14 protein-coding genes and 1 pseudogene are annotated in these 14,474 nt (G+C 59.7%); 3 read left to right on the top strand and 12 right to left on the bottom strand.

Going from position 1 to position 14,474, the window contains the following annotated elements:
- Positions 1-22 precede the first annotated feature (22 nt).
- The 9 genes and pseudogenes from ACA054_RS19485 to ACA054_RS19525 all read right to left on the bottom strand — a co-directional run bounded on the left by ACA054_RS19485 (position 23) and on the right by ACA054_RS19525 (position 8,983).
- Positions 23-394, bottom strand: coding sequence for an ethanolamine utilization protein EutQ (locus ACA054_RS19485; RefSeq protein ID WP_497685716.1), 372 nt, complete (start codon positions 392-394; stop codon positions 23-25).
- A complete protein-coding gene (locus ACA054_RS19490) occupies positions 391-1,719 on the bottom strand; it encodes an NAD(P)/FAD-dependent oxidoreductase (RefSeq protein WP_497685717.1) in 1,329 nt (442 codons plus the stop codon). The genes ACA054_RS19485 and ACA054_RS19490 overlap by 4 nt, the downstream gene beginning before the upstream one ends.
- A 10-nt stretch (positions 1,720-1,729) precedes the next feature.
- A complete protein-coding gene (locus ACA054_RS19495) occupies positions 1,730-2,974 on the bottom strand; it encodes an FAD-dependent oxidoreductase (RefSeq protein ID WP_497690341.1) in 1,245 nt (414 codons plus the stop codon).
- Positions 2,963-3,127: pseudogene (locus ACA054_RS19500) on the bottom strand (rubredoxin); the annotation flags it as partial. The gene ACA054_RS19495 and the pseudogene ACA054_RS19500, both read right to left, overlap by 12 nt.
- Positions 3,128-3,132: 5 nt before the next feature.
- On the bottom strand, positions 3,133-4,578 hold the full coding sequence (locus ACA054_RS19505) for an aldehyde dehydrogenase family protein (protein ID WP_497685718.1): 1,446 nt from the start codon (positions 4,576-4,578) through the stop codon (positions 3,133-3,135).
- A gap of 9 nt (positions 4,579-4,587) precedes the next feature.
- A complete protein-coding gene (locus tag ACA054_RS19510; RefSeq protein ID WP_497685719.1) occupies positions 4,588-5,775 on the bottom strand; it encodes an aromatic ring-hydroxylating oxygenase subunit alpha in 1,188 nt (395 codons plus the stop codon).
- Positions 5,776-6,062: 287 nt separating this feature from the next.
- On the bottom strand, positions 6,063-6,980 hold the full coding sequence (locus tag ACA054_RS19515; RefSeq protein ID WP_497685720.1) for a LysR substrate-binding domain-containing protein: 918 nt from the start codon (positions 6,978-6,980) through the stop codon (positions 6,063-6,065).
- Between the two features lie 1,164 nt (positions 6,981-8,144).
- A complete protein-coding gene (locus tag ACA054_RS19520) occupies positions 8,145-8,465 on the bottom strand; it encodes a DMT family transporter (RefSeq protein WP_497685721.1) in 321 nt (106 codons plus the stop codon).
- Positions 8,466-8,527: 62 nt separating this feature from the next.
- A complete protein-coding gene (locus ACA054_RS19525) occupies positions 8,528-8,983 on the bottom strand; it encodes a carboxymuconolactone decarboxylase family protein (protein ID WP_497685722.1) in 456 nt (151 codons plus the stop codon).
- Positions 8,984-9,206: 223 nt separating this feature from the next.
- Between ACA054_RS19525 and pdxR the strand changes: the two genes are divergently transcribed.
- From pdxR to ACA054_RS19540, 3 genes are all read left to right on the top strand, one after another.
- A complete protein-coding gene (gene pdxR, locus ACA054_RS19530) occupies positions 9,207-10,625 on the top strand; it encodes a MocR-like pyridoxine biosynthesis transcription factor PdxR (protein ID WP_497685723.1) in 1,419 nt (472 codons plus the stop codon).
- Between the two features lie 105 nt (positions 10,626-10,730).
- Positions 10,731-11,363, top strand: a complete 633-nt coding sequence (locus ACA054_RS19535; RefSeq protein ID WP_497685724.1) for an FMN-dependent NADH-azoreductase — start codon at positions 10,731-10,733, stop codon at positions 11,361-11,363.
- A 21-nt stretch (positions 11,364-11,384) separates the two neighbouring features.
- Entirely contained in the window at positions 11,385-11,999 is a 615-nt protein-coding gene (locus tag ACA054_RS19540; RefSeq protein WP_497685725.1) for an LOG family protein, read from the top strand.
- 101 nt (positions 12,000-12,100) lie between these two features.
- Here the strand turns inward: ACA054_RS19540 and ACA054_RS19545 are convergent, their stop codons facing one another.
- From ACA054_RS19545 to ACA054_RS19555, 3 genes are all read right to left on the bottom strand, one after another.
- A complete protein-coding gene (locus ACA054_RS19545; protein WP_497685726.1) occupies positions 12,101-12,748 on the bottom strand; it encodes a hypothetical protein in 648 nt (215 codons plus the stop codon).
- A 598-nt stretch (positions 12,749-13,346) separates the two neighbouring features.
- Positions 13,347-13,763, bottom strand: coding sequence for an organic hydroperoxide resistance protein (locus ACA054_RS19550; protein WP_130208903.1), 417 nt, complete (start codon positions 13,761-13,763; stop codon positions 13,347-13,349).
- Positions 13,764-13,997: 234 nt separating this feature from the next.
- Positions 13,998-14,324: a hypothetical protein gene (locus ACA054_RS19555; protein WP_497685727.1), complete on the bottom strand. Its 327-nt coding sequence runs from the start codon at positions 14,322-14,324 to the stop codon at positions 13,998-14,000.
- Positions 14,325-14,474: the final 150 nt, after the last annotated feature.

Genomic DNA, 14,474 nt, shown 5'->3' on the forward strand with positions numbered 1-14,474 from the left:
CCGACACCTTGATAATTGCGGTTCAAGCCAAACCGTGAAGCTGCTTCCAGTTGCCCGGGTGAACGACATACCCGAACAACGCATGCCCGCCATAAACCAGTTGGGTGCCTTCGGGAATCCACAGCAACTGGCCGGGCGTGACTGCAAAAAGCTCGTCGCCGACCTGCAACTCGAAGCACCCTTCGATCACGAAAATCACCTCGTCGTACAGCACCGTCCAAGCCACTTGCGCACCTTCCCAGCGGGCAAAACCCACACCGATGTTCGGCGAGACTTCGTTGCTGATGGCTCGCGCCACATACGCGGCGCCTGGCGGGCCACCACGAAAGGTAAAATCGAGGTCCTGATGGTCGATGCGCATTACCCTGCGGTTGCCTTTATCCGCCTGGCTCATAGCTCGCTCCGGCTGTTCCAGGCCGCCAGGCGAATGCGCGAGCGAACACCCAGGCCCAGAAAGGGTTCCGGCGGGTTGAGCGATGGCATGCCGGTCACCGCCCGGATATCGTTGAGCTGCGCTGACGGGGCACCCACCGCGAGATCGGCGAGCATCATCCCGGAAATGGTGCCCCAGGCGGCACCAACGCCGTTGTCGCACGCCGACGCGTAGACACCGTTTTCCAGTTCGCCAAAAAAGTTGGTGAAGTTACGCGAGATGGCGTACACACCACCCCAAGTATGACTGAAAGGCACCTCGGCCAGCTGCGGGAAGCGCGCCTGGAAGGCCTTGCGATGCGCGTCATGCACTTTCGTACGCATGGCATCGCTGGTGCTGCGACCGTATTTAGGCACGTGCTTGTAGGTGTTGCGGATAATCAGGCGGCGGTCCTGGGTCATGCGCACCGTCGTGCCGGCGTGATCCGCCGGGGTCAGTCCCCAGTCCAGTTGCCCGCCATAGATGGCCAACTCTGCATCGGTCAGGGGTCGGGTCCAGCTGGCAAAGGTCATGACCGGCAACAGGCGATTGCGCAGGTAGCCGAACTCCTGGGTGAAAATGCTCGTGCCCAAAAGCAGTTGCGGGGTTCGGATCAGCCCAGCGGTACCCTGCAAGATCCAGCCGCCACGGCCGTCGCGCTCCAGGCGCTGGATCGGTGATTCTTCCAGCAACTCGACGTTGGCCGGCAGGGTTCGGGCCAGGCCTGTGACCAGCGCCGCCGGTTGCATCAGGTAGCAGCCGGGGGTGTAGATGGCGCCGCGATAGTGGCCTGTGCCCAACACCTTGGCCAGCTCGGCGCTATCGGCCCGGCGGAACGGTTCGCCGAGGTCGCTCATCAGGCGTTCGAAATGATCCAGGTAGGCCAGGCCACGTTCGCCGACGGCGCCTTGATATTTGCCGACATGGGACCACTGGCAATCGATTCCATGGGTTTGGACCAGGCCCTGCAGCTGCGCGATCGCGGCGCGGTTGAGCGACAGCAAACGCTGCTTGTGCGCGGGGTCTGGATGCTCCAGCGCGAACTTGTGCGGCAGGTCAATCACAAACCCCGAGTTGCGCCCCGAGGCCCCATGGGCGACCCGTTGCGCATCCACCAACAGGATACGGGCTTGCGGATGATGTTCAGCCAGGCGACGGGCCGCGGCCAGTCCGGCAAAGCCCGCTCCGATGACGGCAAAGTCTGCACGCTGTTCGCCGGACAAGCGCTTGCAGGCCGGTTGCTCAGGCAGCGCTGCATACCAGCCGCAACTCGCGTCGTCATAAGGCAGGTTGATCGTGTTTTTCATGTTTCTGGCCTCAGGCGACAGCCTGCTGAGAGTGCTGACAGGACTGCAGCAATGCGCTGCGTTGCGTTTGCGCTTGGCGACCGAGCAGGACAAAACCATTGAGCTGGCCCTGGGCATCGTAAAAACCGGCGCTCAAGCCATCCTCGGTCGGCGTGCAGCGCCATTGACCTTCGCAGGCGATGGCAGGCGCCAACAGACACAACGGTGCGGCCGGGGTTTTTACCGTGACGGGCATCAAGGGGTAGTCGACGGCTGTCGGTTGACCGAGCAGGGTTTTGCTCAGCGCCTGGATCCCCTGGTTGATTGGCGCCAGATAAGACAGCAGTTGACCGCCAATCTCGATGCAGTCACCGAGGGCGTAGATGCCCGGTGCAGAGGTTTGAAGCTGAGCGTTCACTTGAATGCCTCGTCCAACCGCCACGCCGGCACTCTCGGCCAGGCTCAGGTCGGGGCGCAGGCCGACGGCGGACAACACCAGATCAGCCTCGAGGGTGTGACCATCGGCGAGTGTCAGGCGATAGCCCTGGCCGCTGGATTCGATGGCTTGCAGCGTGTTCTGCAGATGCCACGTCACCCCCAGTTCACCCAGCGCATGCTGCAGCGCCTGCCCGGCCTCGGCGGGCAACAGACGCTCCATTGGCCAGCGGCCCAGCCCGATGACATCGACGCTAAAGCCATTGTGGGCCAGATCGTTGGCAAACTCGCAGCCGATCAGACCGTCTCCGAGGATGGCGACACGCCGCACGCCGCCCAGGCGTTCACGGAACAGCTGGTAGTCCTGCAGATTATTGACGCTGATCAGCGCTGAAGTATCGCCCTGGATCGGCAGCCGAATCGGTTGCGCACCGCTGGCAAGGACCAACTGGCCGTACTCCATGTCACCAAAGCTGGTGCGCAGGTGGCGCGCCGAACTGTCGATGCCCAGCACCTTGCAGTGAGGATAAACACGGATGTTCAGACGCTGCTCGATGGCCAGCGGCGTTTCGCCGGACAAGGCCTCGGCGCTTTTGCCCTGGGACAGCCCGATCGAGAGCGCGGGTTTGGAGTACAGGTGACCGGACTCCTGCGTCAGCACGCGGATCTCGACCTTGGGATCGGCCTTGCGCAACGCCTGGGCCAGGCCGTAACCGGCATAACCGCTGCCGATAATGACGATAGGTTGACGCGGCAACGGGGCTGCAACGGACAGCGGCGGCGCACTGACCGGCACGCTGGCGACCGTGGCCGCCGGGGTATACTCACTGATATCGAGCATCTCGAAATCCGCCTTGCCAACGTGGCATTCGGGACACATCCAGTCTTCGGGAACATCCTCCCAGCGGGTGCCGGCGACGATGCCGTCCTGCGGCCATCCCAGTGCTTCGTCGTAAATCAGGCCGCACACAATGCAAAGCCAAGTCTTGAACATGGTATTCACTCCCCGGCGACCCGGATCGCTACGTTCTTGGTGCGCACGTAGCTGTACAAGGCTTCCTGGCCCTTTTCCCGACCAAAACCCGACAGCCCGACGCCGCCAAATGGCGTTTCGATGCCGCCGGCATACCATTCGTTGACAAACACCTGGCCGGATTTCAGGCGACGCGTGCAGCGCATGGCGCGGCTGATGTCCTGAGTGAACACCCCGGCCACCAGGCCGAATTCCGTGCCGTTGGCGATGGCAATCGCCTCTTCTTCAGTGTCGAACGGCATGATCGCCAGTACCGGCCCGAACACTTCTTCCTGGGCAATGCACATCTGCGGGGTAACGCCTTTGAACACGGTCGGGCGCATGAAATGCCCGGCCCGGTCAGCGAATGCTTCACCACCGGTGACTGCCACCGCGCCGTCATCCACCGCCCGGCGGCACAAGGCTTCGATGCCCGCCAGTTGCCCGGCGCTGACCACGGGAGTGAGGTCTGCGTTGTCCTGACCCAGGCCGACGCTGAGCCCTTGGGCCATGGCGACGACGTCCTCGACCACCTCTTCATAAATCTCGCGCTGCACCAGCAGCCGCGACATCGCCGAACAGACCTGGCCGGCGTTGAAGAAGATGCCCGACTGGACACTGGCCAGCAGTTGCTCACGGTCCGCATCGGCGAAGGCGATCGCAGCCGACTTGCCCCCCAACTCCATCACGCTGGGAATCGCATGCTGCGCGGCATCGCGCAAGATCGACTGGCCCGTCGGCACCGAACCGGTGAACACGATCTGATCGACAGCGCGATGGCTGACCAGATACGCACCGACTTCGCGGCCGCGGCCGCAAATCAGGTTGACCGCGCCCTCGGGCAAGCCGGCCTTGGCAATGGCGCGGATCAGCACGCACACACCCAGCGGTGAAAGCTCGGGGGACTTGATGACCACCGCATTGCCAGCCGCCAAGGCCGGGGCCAGCGAACGGGCGCAGATCGACACCGGGAAATTCCACGGAACGATCTGTGCCGAAACGCCCATCGGGTCGTACAGGGTAAAGTCCATGTAGCCATTGCCCAACGGGATCGACGTGCCCTCGATTTTGTCGGCCATGCCGGCGTAATACTCGAAGTAGCGCGCCGCCTCGATGAACTCGTCCCTGGCATCACTCAGGCGCTTGCCGTTTTCCTGGCACAGCACCCAGGCGCCCTCATCGGCCACAGCGCGAATTTCCTCGGCTATGCGCAGCAGCCAGGTGACGCGCTGCGCCGGACGCACACAGGTCAACTCACCGCTGTCGGCACAGCGGCGGGCAGCCAGCAACGCCCGCTCGGCATCGGCAACGGTGGCCTGGGCGATGGTCGCGACCGGCTCTGCCGTGCCGGGGTTGTTCACCGTCAGGCGCTGGACGCTATCGCTCCATTGACCGTCGATGTAATTGAGCCAGTGAGAGGCTATCGGATACATGGGACCTCCTCAGGCAGACGGTGTGGTGGCGAGCAGTTGACGTGCGGCCCACTGGTGGAAGAAGTGCGTCGGGATGTCCATCTCCGGAGAGAAGGCCCCGCCCTTGTAACCTGGGGAGTGACGCCCTTTCTGCATGCCTTCGACCGAGCTGATGTCCTCGGCGAACACCACTTTCCAGGACTCCAGGATCGCGTCCCGGCAAGCGCTGAACTCATCGCTGCCAGCCGCGTCGTCGCCCACATAGAACAGGCGCAGGTGTTCGATCGTGCGTCCCGGCGAGACCGGTTCCAGCTGCATGGCGAAGGCATGGTCAGCCTGGATGCCGAGCAGGACGTTAGGGAAGAACGCGACATACTCGGCGTTGCGCAGGCGATCCAGTGGCCAGCCGGGGAACTTCGGCAAATGCGTACCGGCGACGTCCGACAGGTTGTAGGCGTAGCTACCCTGGCCGGCAAAATGCTGGTCAAAAATGATGTTGTAGTGGTCTTCCAGGCGCGAGTATGAGTTCAGGCTCGGGTGCACCCACGGCAGGTGATAGGCCTCGCAGTAGTTCTCTACCGCCAGCTTCCAGTTGCAATTGATGTCCAGCGTGGTGGCGTCATGCCCCGGACGACGGCGCAACAAGCTCATGCCGTCCTCGCCGAGAAACTGCGTCCAGCGTGTGGTCAGGGGTGCCAGCATGTCTTCGAGCGGCTGCGCGTCCCCGGACAGGTTGATGAACACCATGTCCATCCAGATGGCACTGCGGATGGCTTTCAAGCCATGTTTTTCACAGGCGAAGCGTTCGTCCTTGTGCTGGTCGATGCCGCCGACATGGGGAGTGCCGCGCAGCCCGCCATTGAGGTCATAGGTCCAGGAATGGTAAGGGCAACGAATGACGCCTTGTACCTCACCGGCCTCCTCCACCAGCTTCATGCCGCGGTGGCTGCAAACGTTATGGAACACCTGCACCAGGCCTTCACGGTTGCGCATCAGCAGCAAAGGCAAACCCATGAAATCGACGGGCTTGACCGAACCGGCCTTGCCCAGATCACTGGCGAAACCGACACAAGCCCAGGTTTTACCCATGACCTGGTCGCGCTCAAGCTCGAAGTAACGTTGTTCGGTGTAGAACTCGTTGCTCAGGCCGGTCGCTTCGTGAATCGGATTAAGGACGGTTTCAAGCTGATGCACAGGAATTTGCTGGATGCTGCTCATTATTGTTCTCCCCTGCTGGGCACGGTGTTGAATGGTCGGCAGGCTCATTGGCCAAAGTCCGCTGGCAGCAAGTTTGGGAAAACAGGGGGTGTCTCGACAAACGATATTTCCGGCGCAATTCATGACTTTTTGTCATAAATAAAGGCAGCTGTATTTTTTAGCAGAACGCTTGTCGTGCGCCCTTCAGCGCATGCAACGTGGCCGCTCGGCATTAAAAATACCGAGGGTTCGAGATATACGACGCAAGAGAGTTTTAGTTCGTGTGGATGACAGCCATGACAACTGAGTTACTTGTTGTCCTCGGGCGGTGGAAGTTGATTCATCAGCCAACTGCGAAAGCGTTTTACACTTTGCCGCATACCGCCACGCGCCAAGGGTTCGAGCAAACAAAACTGCGCATCTGTGCGTAACACCGTGTCGAGCGGTCGCACCAGCGCACCGGTCTGCAGGTGATCGTCGACCAGGTTGGACCAGGCCAGGGCAATACCCTGTCCGCTGATAGCAGACTGGATCAACATCGAATAGCTATTGATATTGATCCGGCGCTTGGGCTCGACGTTTTTCAGGCCCAGGCTGCGGAACCATTCAGGCCAGCCGATCCAGTCACGCTGCAGGTCGTCAAGGAACAGCCAGGTGCAGGCAGCCAGGTCTTCGGGCTTGCTCAAGGCCGGGTGCTTGGCCAGGTAAGCGGGGCTACATACCGGGAAGACCTCTTCGGAAAACAGTGGAGTGACCTGCATGTCCCTGGGCGGTGTCCGGCAGTAATACAGGGCCAGATCACAATCCAGGCGTGAGAAATCCTTGACCTGGTCATGGGCGATGATTCGAAGATCGATCTCTTCGTTCTCGCGTTGAAACTCACTCACTTTAGGCAACAGCCAAAGTGAAGCCATCGCGGTACTGGTGGCGACCGTCACTTGCTCGGCGCCCTGCCAATGGCGAATTTCACCCGTGGCCTGGGCAACTTGCAGCAATGACGCACGGACCGCTTCGTAATATTGGCTGGCTGCCGGGCTCAGGTGAATCGTGCGGGTGGTACGTTCAAACAGGACCTTGCCTAAATAGTCTTCAAGCAGGCGAACTTGTCGACTGATTGCCCCTTGGGTGACGTTTAATTCCTGCGCGGCCAGGGTAAAACTCAAATGGCGCGCTGCCGCTTCAAACGCGACCAGGCTATTGAGTGGCGGTAAAGGGTGGATTTTCATACAAGGCAGGTCACGTCGTTATTTTGGTTTTATCGCGGGAGTTTAGCCCCTGTCGCAGGAGGTGGACAGCGGCATTGATGGGCCGCTGCCGGGTGTTTGAGGCAGTACCAGCAAAGGCGGCCTGTTGTTTGTTGACGGAGTACATATCCGATGCTGCGGTAACGGCGACTTAAGATTGCGCCCTGACGGCGGGCGAAAAACCTTGTAGGAGCCAGGCTTGCCGGCGAAGGCGTCCTGACGGCCGATGATTGTCTTTCAGGTGTACATATCCATTCCTGCGGTAACGGCCACCTATAGTTTCGCTCTTACAGCGAGTCACTTGGAAGAGCCCTGTAGGAGCGAGCATGCTCGCGATGGAGGTCAACGATGACGCGGGGAGCCTGACACCCCGCGGTGCTCTCAGGTTTTTCGCGAGCTTGCTCGCTCCTACAGGGCCCGCCGCGATGGGCCATCCTTGGCCCAGCGCGGCTAAACCGGCATCCATGCCGGTTTACCCACTGCGCAGAACCGGAACGAAGCCTCTCGATGTGGCAAGAAAATCAAAAGCCAAATCAAAAGCCAAAGCGAGGCGGCCTGACAGCCGACCTGATTTTGCAGCTGTACTCGTACCCCTGTGGGAGCGAGCTTGCTCGCGATGAACGTCAAGACAACGCGATCATCCAGACAGGGTGCGTTATCGTTAACGTCCATCGCGAGCAGGCTCGCTCCCACAGGGGATTGGGGGTATCTGCAAAAGTCAGGTCGGCTGTCAGGCCGCCTCGCTTTAGCTTTAGATTTGGGGCGCCCCGTTAAACCACGATGGCCGAACGCAGGCATTGCGCAGTGGGTAAACCGGCAGGACGCCGGTTTAGCCGCGCTGGGCCAGGGATGGCCCATCGCGGCGACCCACGGAGCAATGCCTTCGTTACGGCATGCCGAGCCTAAGCGAGGCACCGAGTGGTGGGGCAAGAGCCTTTTGCTTACTTTTGGGCTCTTTCAAAAGTGAGTCGCCGTAAGGGCGAAACCATAAGTGGTCGTTACCGCAGCAATGGATATGTACTCAGACAACAATCTCCCACAGGCTTCGGCGCGGCATGGATCAACGTTGGTAGAGGCGCCGATTGAGGTCGTCACAGGTTGACGGACAGGCTCAGGGCGTGATGGGCTCCCAACCCAGATCAAACCTCAGTCTGCCGACACCAGTTTGAGCCCAATGACCCCTGCCAAAATCACCCCGATGCACAACAGGCGCAGGGGTGCCGTGGAGTCTCCCAGCAAGGCCATGCCGACGATCGCGGTGCCTGCCGCGCCGATGCCGGTCCATACTGCGTAGGCCGTGCCCACCGGCAAGGTGCGCAGCGAGAGTGAAAGCAGGAAGACGCTCGACAGCCCGGTGACGACCGTCAAGACACCGGGGACCCATCGTGTGAAGCCCTCGGAGCCCTTCATGTAGAAGGCGAAGGCGATTTCCAGAATGCCGGCGATACCCAGTAGTGTCCAGGCCATGTGTCACAACTCCTTCAGAGGGTCTCGCCGGGCCTCGAAGCCAGGCGAGAGATTGTGCCTGATCAGGCTTTTCCAACCGCCGCCGGTGTCGAGCGGAATGCCACGCCGAGCCGGTTGAACGCGTTCATCAAGGCGATGGCGTATGTGAGATCCGCCAGTTCCTTTTCGCTGAACATCGCGGCCGCGGCCTCATAAATGGCGTCGGGAACAGCGGTTTCGGCGACCCGGGTAACGCTTTCGGCCCAGGCCAGCGCAACGCGTTCACGCTGGGTGAAGAGATTTCCGGCGTCGTGCCATACGGACACCAGCACCAGCTTGTCTGCCGCGACACCGAGGTTGAGCAAATCGCGCGAATGCATGTCGATGCAAAACGCGCAGCCATTGATTTGCGACACCCGCAGGTAGACCAGGTCGATGAGTTCGGTGGGCAGATCGCTCTTTTGCAGATAGCCGTAGACGTTGCCGAAGGCCTTGTAACCTTCAGGAGAAGCGCTGGCGTAATTGATTCGCTGAGTCATGATGAGTCCTTGAGTTGGCTGTTTGGAGGACTGCATCGTGGGGCTGTTTGGTCTATGGTTGAAGATCCATGTTTTGGCTTCTGTACTGGGCCATGTTTGCCCGGACTCGATACCGTCATGGCCCAGTCGTGAAGGTGATTCATGGAGCTTGGATACAGTTCATGATGGCTTGTAGGATCATTGTTCATGCCGGCAACAAAGGTGTTTGCCCCAGAGTGCGTCCATGACCAGTCCCATCACCAACCTGTCGCCCCTCGACCCTGCTTCGAAGGAACCGATCTACCGGCAAATCTACTGGCGGTTTCGCGCTGCGATCAGCGACGGCGTACTCGCGCCGGGTGAGCGCATTCCCGCCGCCCGGGCGCTGGCAAAAGAGCTGGGGCTGGCCCGGGGCACCATCGATACCGCGTATTCGTTGCTGGCGGCTGAAGGTTACATTCAGTCCCGTGGCCAGGCCGGTACGGTGGTGGCGGCAGGGCTCACTATCAGGACTGTTCCCAGCCGCGACGAACGCGCCTTGAGTCCACTCGCCGGCGCCTCGGTCCGGCATAAGGCGCCGGTGCTGCCCTTTCAAATGGCCCTGCCGGCGCTGGATGAGTTTCCGCGAAAGATCTGGGCGCAGATCGGCGCCCGCTGCGTGCGCGCCACCGGGGTCCGGGACATGGCCAATCCATCGGCCCATGGCCTGGAATCCTTGCGCAGCGCGATCGCCAGCTACCTGCAAGTGGCGCGCGGCATCGATTGCCAGCCTTCACAGGTGTTCGTTACTTCAGGCTACCGCAACACCCTGACGTTGATCGCCCACGCCTTGCTGAAACCGGGCGACCCTGTCCTCGTCGAAAACCCCGGCTACCCCCCTACCCGTCAATTGCTCGAGTACCTGCAGATCGTTGTGCAACCCGTTTCGGTAGACCAGGACGGCATGCAGGTCGCGCAAGGCGTGAGCGCTTCACCCGGCGCGCGCGCCGCCGTGGTCACGCCGGCCCATCAGAGCCCCTTGTGCATGTCGCTGTCGTTGCCGCGTCGCCTGCAACTGCTGGAGTGGGCAAGCCGGGAGCAAGCGTGGATCATCGAGGACGACTACGACGGCGAGTACCGTTACGTCAGCCGCCCGCTGCCCGCGCTCAAGAGCCTGGATCGCGAGGGGCGCGTGCTCTACGCCGGCACCTTCAGCAAGGTGCTCTTTCCCGGCATTCGTCTTGCCTATCTGGTGGTGCCGCCGGCGCAGGTGGAACGTTTCGAACACGTCAGCCAGACCTTCCTCGGCGGCTGTCCGGAATTGACCCAGGCCATTGTCACCACCTTTGTCACCGAGGGCCATTTCGCCCGGCATATCCAGCGCATGCGCAAACTCTACGGCGAACGCCGGGAGGCGGCGGTCCGGGGCCTGAACGACGCCTTGGGCGAGCACATCCGCATCGATGCCCAGCCGGGGGGCATGCACCTGATCCTGCGATTGAACCAACCACAATCGGACCGTGCGCTGGTGGAGCGACTGCTGCACGCGGGAATCTACGCCGAGGCCTTGAGCGAGTGTTGCATCGGCCCCCAAACCCATTGCGGATTGCTGCTCGGCTTCGCCAACATCGTCTCGCAAGCCAGTGCCGAACAGCTTGGACAACAGATCCTGGCGCTGCTCTGAACCCCGGCCCATGGCCCACACACGCAACGCATTCTTGGCTCTTTGTCGCAGGTCCAAGCGACCCCATCATGCAGACCCAGTCTTCAAAAAACAGCAGAGGGTCCCATGAAAATACTGCGCGTGATTTGCAGCCCGCGAGGCACAGCCTCCGAGAGTTATCGGCTCTCGCAAACCCTCATCAACCGCTTGATCGATAGCCATCGCGGCAGTGATTTCATCATCACCGAGCGCGGGGTCACAGGGCTTGCGCATATCGATGCCGACTATGCCGAAGCCGTGAGTAAACGGCGTGATCCGTCCAATGCTCCAGCCGCCAAAGGCGCCCTGTTGCAGTCCGAACAATTGATCCGCGAGCTGGAAAGCGCCGACTGCGTGGTGATCGCCACCCCCATGCATAACCTGATGGTGCCTTCGGCGCTGAAGGCCTGGCTCGACCATGTGATCCAGGCCGACCGAACCTTTCGAATCACTCCTGAAGGCAAGGTCGGCAGCCTGCGCGACCGCCCAGTGTTCATCGCCATCGCCTCAGGCAGTACCTTCACCGGCGTCAATGCCCAGCAACCGGACTTTTTGCGGCCGTGGCTGAAGACCGTTCTGGCAAGTATCGGCTTGCTCGACGTGAAGTTTTTCTCAGTAGAAGGCACTGGTCAAAAACCGCAGGCCTTGAGCGCTACCCGAGAAAAAGCCGCACAGGAAACCGCGCTGTATTTTTCCAGCCGCGCGCCAATGCCCGCCTGAATCGCACCCCAGGAAAATTCCATGACGATCGTTTCTCCCCTGCGCAGCATTGCCGTGTTCTCCGGCTCCAACTACGGCTTCAACCCTGACTATGTCGAAGGCGCCCGGGCCCTCGGCCGGGAAATCGCCAGGCGCGGCTTGCGTTTGGTCTATGGCGGTACCGACAAGGGCTTGATGGGCGTGATGGCCGATACCGTACTCGCCGAGGGCGGCGAGGTGGTTGGCTTCATCACCCGCCTGTTGCACGATCTCGGGCATCTGCATCAAGGTCTGACCCACCATGAGGTGACGCAGGATATGCGCAGCCGCAAAACGCGCATGAGCGAATACGCCGATGCCTTCATTGCACTGCCCGGCGGTCTGGGGACCTTTGAGGAGTTGTTTGAAGTGGCGACGCTGACGCAACTGGGCGAAGACTGCAAAGGTGTCGCCTGCCTGAATATCGGCGGTTTTTTCAATCCGGTGCGCAGCCTTCTCGACCACGCCGTGGCTGAAGGCTTCATGAAAACCGCGCACAGCGAGATGCTACTGTTCGACACCGATCCTTCAGCGCTGATCGATGCGCTTGAGCAATGGCAGGCGCCGACCGTGACGAAATGGATGGGGCCTGCCCCGTTCCTCGTTACAGCGCAGTGATATGAACGCTTTCAGGTCCTGGCGACATTGCTCCCGAAAATCTGTCGCCAGGACCTTTTTTACTTCAGCGCCAACGAACAAGGCGCTCGCGCATCACTGAGTCAGTGCGCGCCAGCCATCGCCCATTGCGGCGCGATAGTTGTGTTGTGGCGCTTGGCTCGCTGAGTCAACGCCAGCATCGTCAAGAAGCCGAGCACGATCAGAACCGGGTAAGCCATCAACAGTTCCGAGAGGGAGTATTTCCAGGCCAAAGGTCGGCCGACGCCGAGCATGGCGGCATACATCCACGATACCGCCGATAGCGAGCCACAAAACAGGGCCAGCATCCGGGCGCTGAATCCGAGTTCAAGCAAGGAGCCGGCCTTTTGCAGGGCTGGCAATACCAGTCGGTGCAGCAGGATGCCGTTATAGGTCAGGAGCACGACAATGATCACCTTGGCGTGAAGCTTCGGATTCATGAAGTACTCCATGCCTTTGCCGAGGTAGTCGATGCCGATGATGGCAGTACCCGTCACCCATAAACCGATCAATGCCACCACGACAGATTTCTGAAGACTTTCCATGTGGGCATTGTCATGCTCAGTGAGCACTTTGCGTTTCAACATATCCCTGACCATTGCAATATCACTGGTCAACACTAAACCAATCGCCACGCAACAGGCGAGCAAATGAACGTAAACAACGCCCAGCCGCAAAAACTCCATGAATTCTTTATGTTCGATCAGGCTCATAATTGTGTTTATCGCCACGGGTCTCTCTCCACCTTGTTCGACAGTACAGATCGGCCAATCAACAGAATGTTTTTCTGCACGACCTTGCTCATACAAGAAAACCGACCAATAGGTTTATTATCGAAATCCTATTGAGCCAGTTAGGGAATTGATGACAGCTTAGTGACTACCTCTCAATTTTCGGGTAAAAAAATCCCCAATTGCATTCACTGCATTTGAGGTTCTATTTCCACTTCTTTTTTTCAATTGCGAGAGCAGGCCATGGATGACGTGCTGCAGGATCTGAGGCCCACAGGCCGCAAATGTTCATTTTTTAACCACAGCACCGACAAGCGGTAGCGGGCTCAAGGGCCATCGGTATGGGTAATCAGCTTTCAACTTGCGCGGTGAGGCCCATTCCAACTGAGCTGGTGAATTTACATGAACGTCGACATTGCCAATTGGATCCACTAGTTGCCATGTGAGCAATAGGCCAGATCGATAGCAGGCTCTCATTTATGCCCTACTCGATTGAACAGTCTGACTATTTAGTGGATCCGATTATAGATTACTGAATACTTTGCAAGTCTTGGCGACATTACCCCAAGCTGTCGCCAAGACTGTTTGTTATTTCAACTCAGACTAACTTCAGCGTGACGTTTATGTTGTTGCGGGTGGCTTTGGAATACGGGCAATACTTGTGGCCGGTGTCGACCAGCTTCTGCGCGGTTTCGCGATCCAGTCCCGGCAGGCTCACATTCAGCCGCGCCTGCAGCAGGTAGCCGCCTTCATTGGTGCCCAGGTCCACCTCGGTATCGACCGCCACATCCTTGGGCAGAGCCACTTTCAATTCCTTGGCCGCGACGCCCATCGCGCCGATGAAGCAGGCTGACCAACCGGCGGCGAACAACTGCTCGGGATTGGTACCACCGCCGCCTGCCCCCGGGGACGACAGTTTGATGTCCAGAATGCCGTCGGAGCTGCGGGAGGCGCCGTCCCGCCCGCCCGTGGTGTGGGTTTTTGCGGTGTACAGGACTTTGTCGAGCTGGGTCATGATGATCTCCTGATTGAATTGAGGGTTATGCAATGTCAGGTGAATCAGCCTTCAGGCTTGATGCCAGGCATTCAATATAGACGGCGTTGCTGAACCGGGTGCCTGATCCGACAAAGGCCATCCTGCACACCGCAGACCTTGTAGGAGCGAGCATGCTCGCGATGGAGGTCAACGATAACGCGGGGAACCTGACACCCCGCGTTGCTCTCAGGTTTTTCGCGAGCATGCTCGCTCCTACCGCGCCAACTTGTACTTCACACAATCATCATAAAAACTCTGCCGAACCGCCGCAGGCTTGAGCCGCGTAGGGCTGTCGTAAGTCTGTTCGGTAATGCCCATTGCCGTCATCCGCATCCACGGCTTGGCAAACTTGTACGCCTGGATTTTTTGCCGCGCCGCATACAGCGAAACACCGGACAACTTGAGTTCCTGGGCTCTTGCCGCGGTGCCCGCGCCCCAACTGCACATATAAGTATCACCGGGCTTCAGTTCCCTGGCCTGGGCAGAAACTGTAAGACCCGCGACGCTGAAAGAGATCAGCACGACCCAGACATTGCGCATTTGCATTCCACCTAACCGCCTGAAAATAAAGCGATTCTGGCGATAAGCGGGAAATCTGGGGGCCAGCATAATGCCTTCTATGCAATACATTGATCTGCATCAGTAAACGAAATGCATTTTCTTGCGACATTTCAAAACTTTGCTATAGCT

The organism is Pseudomonas sp. LBUM1653 (genome assembly GCF_059716115.1).

Bases quoted from the DNA above. Each gene is read 5' to 3' on its own strand.
- ACA054_RS19485 (WP_497685716.1), bottom strand. From the start codon at position 394: ATGAGCCAGGCGGATAAAGGCAACCGCAGGGTAATGCGCATCGACCAT.
- ACA054_RS19490 (WP_497685717.1), bottom strand. From the start codon at position 1,719: ATGAAAAACACGATCAACCTGCCTTATGACGACGCGAGTTGCGGCTGG.
- ACA054_RS19495 (WP_497690341.1), bottom strand. From the start codon at position 2,974: ATGCTCGATATCAGTGAGTATACCCCGGCGGCCACGGTCGCCAGCGTG.
- ACA054_RS19505 (WP_497685718.1), bottom strand. From the start codon at position 4,578: ATGTATCCGATAGCCTCTCACTGGCTCAATTACATCGACGGTCAATGG.
- ACA054_RS19510 (WP_497685719.1), bottom strand. From the start codon at position 5,775: ATGAGCAGCATCCAGCAAATTCCTGTGCATCAGCTTGAAACCGTCCTT.
- ACA054_RS19515 (WP_497685720.1), bottom strand. From the start codon at position 6,980: ATGAAAATCCACCCTTTACCGCCACTCAATAGCCTGGTCGCGTTTGAA.
- ACA054_RS19520 (WP_497685721.1), bottom strand. From the start codon at position 8,465: ATGGCCTGGACACTACTGGGTATCGCCGGCATTCTGGAAATCGCCTTC.
- ACA054_RS19525 (WP_497685722.1), bottom strand. From the start codon at position 8,983: ATGACTCAGCGAATCAATTACGCCAGCGCTTCTCCTGAAGGTTACAAG.
- pdxR (WP_497685723.1), top strand. From the start codon at position 9,207: ATGACCAGTCCCATCACCAACCTGTCGCCCCTCGACCCTGCTTCGAAG.
- ACA054_RS19535 (WP_497685724.1), top strand. From the start codon at position 10,731: ATGAAAATACTGCGCGTGATTTGCAGCCCGCGAGGCACAGCCTCCGAG.
- ACA054_RS19540 (WP_497685725.1), top strand. From the start codon at position 11,385: ATGACGATCGTTTCTCCCCTGCGCAGCATTGCCGTGTTCTCCGGCTCC.
- ACA054_RS19550 (WP_130208903.1), bottom strand. From the start codon at position 13,763: ATGACCCAGCTCGACAAAGTCCTGTACACCGCAAAAACCCACACCACG.
- ACA054_RS19555 (WP_497685727.1), bottom strand. From the start codon at position 14,324: ATGCGCAATGTCTGGGTCGTGCTGATCTCTTTCAGCGTCGCGGGTCTT.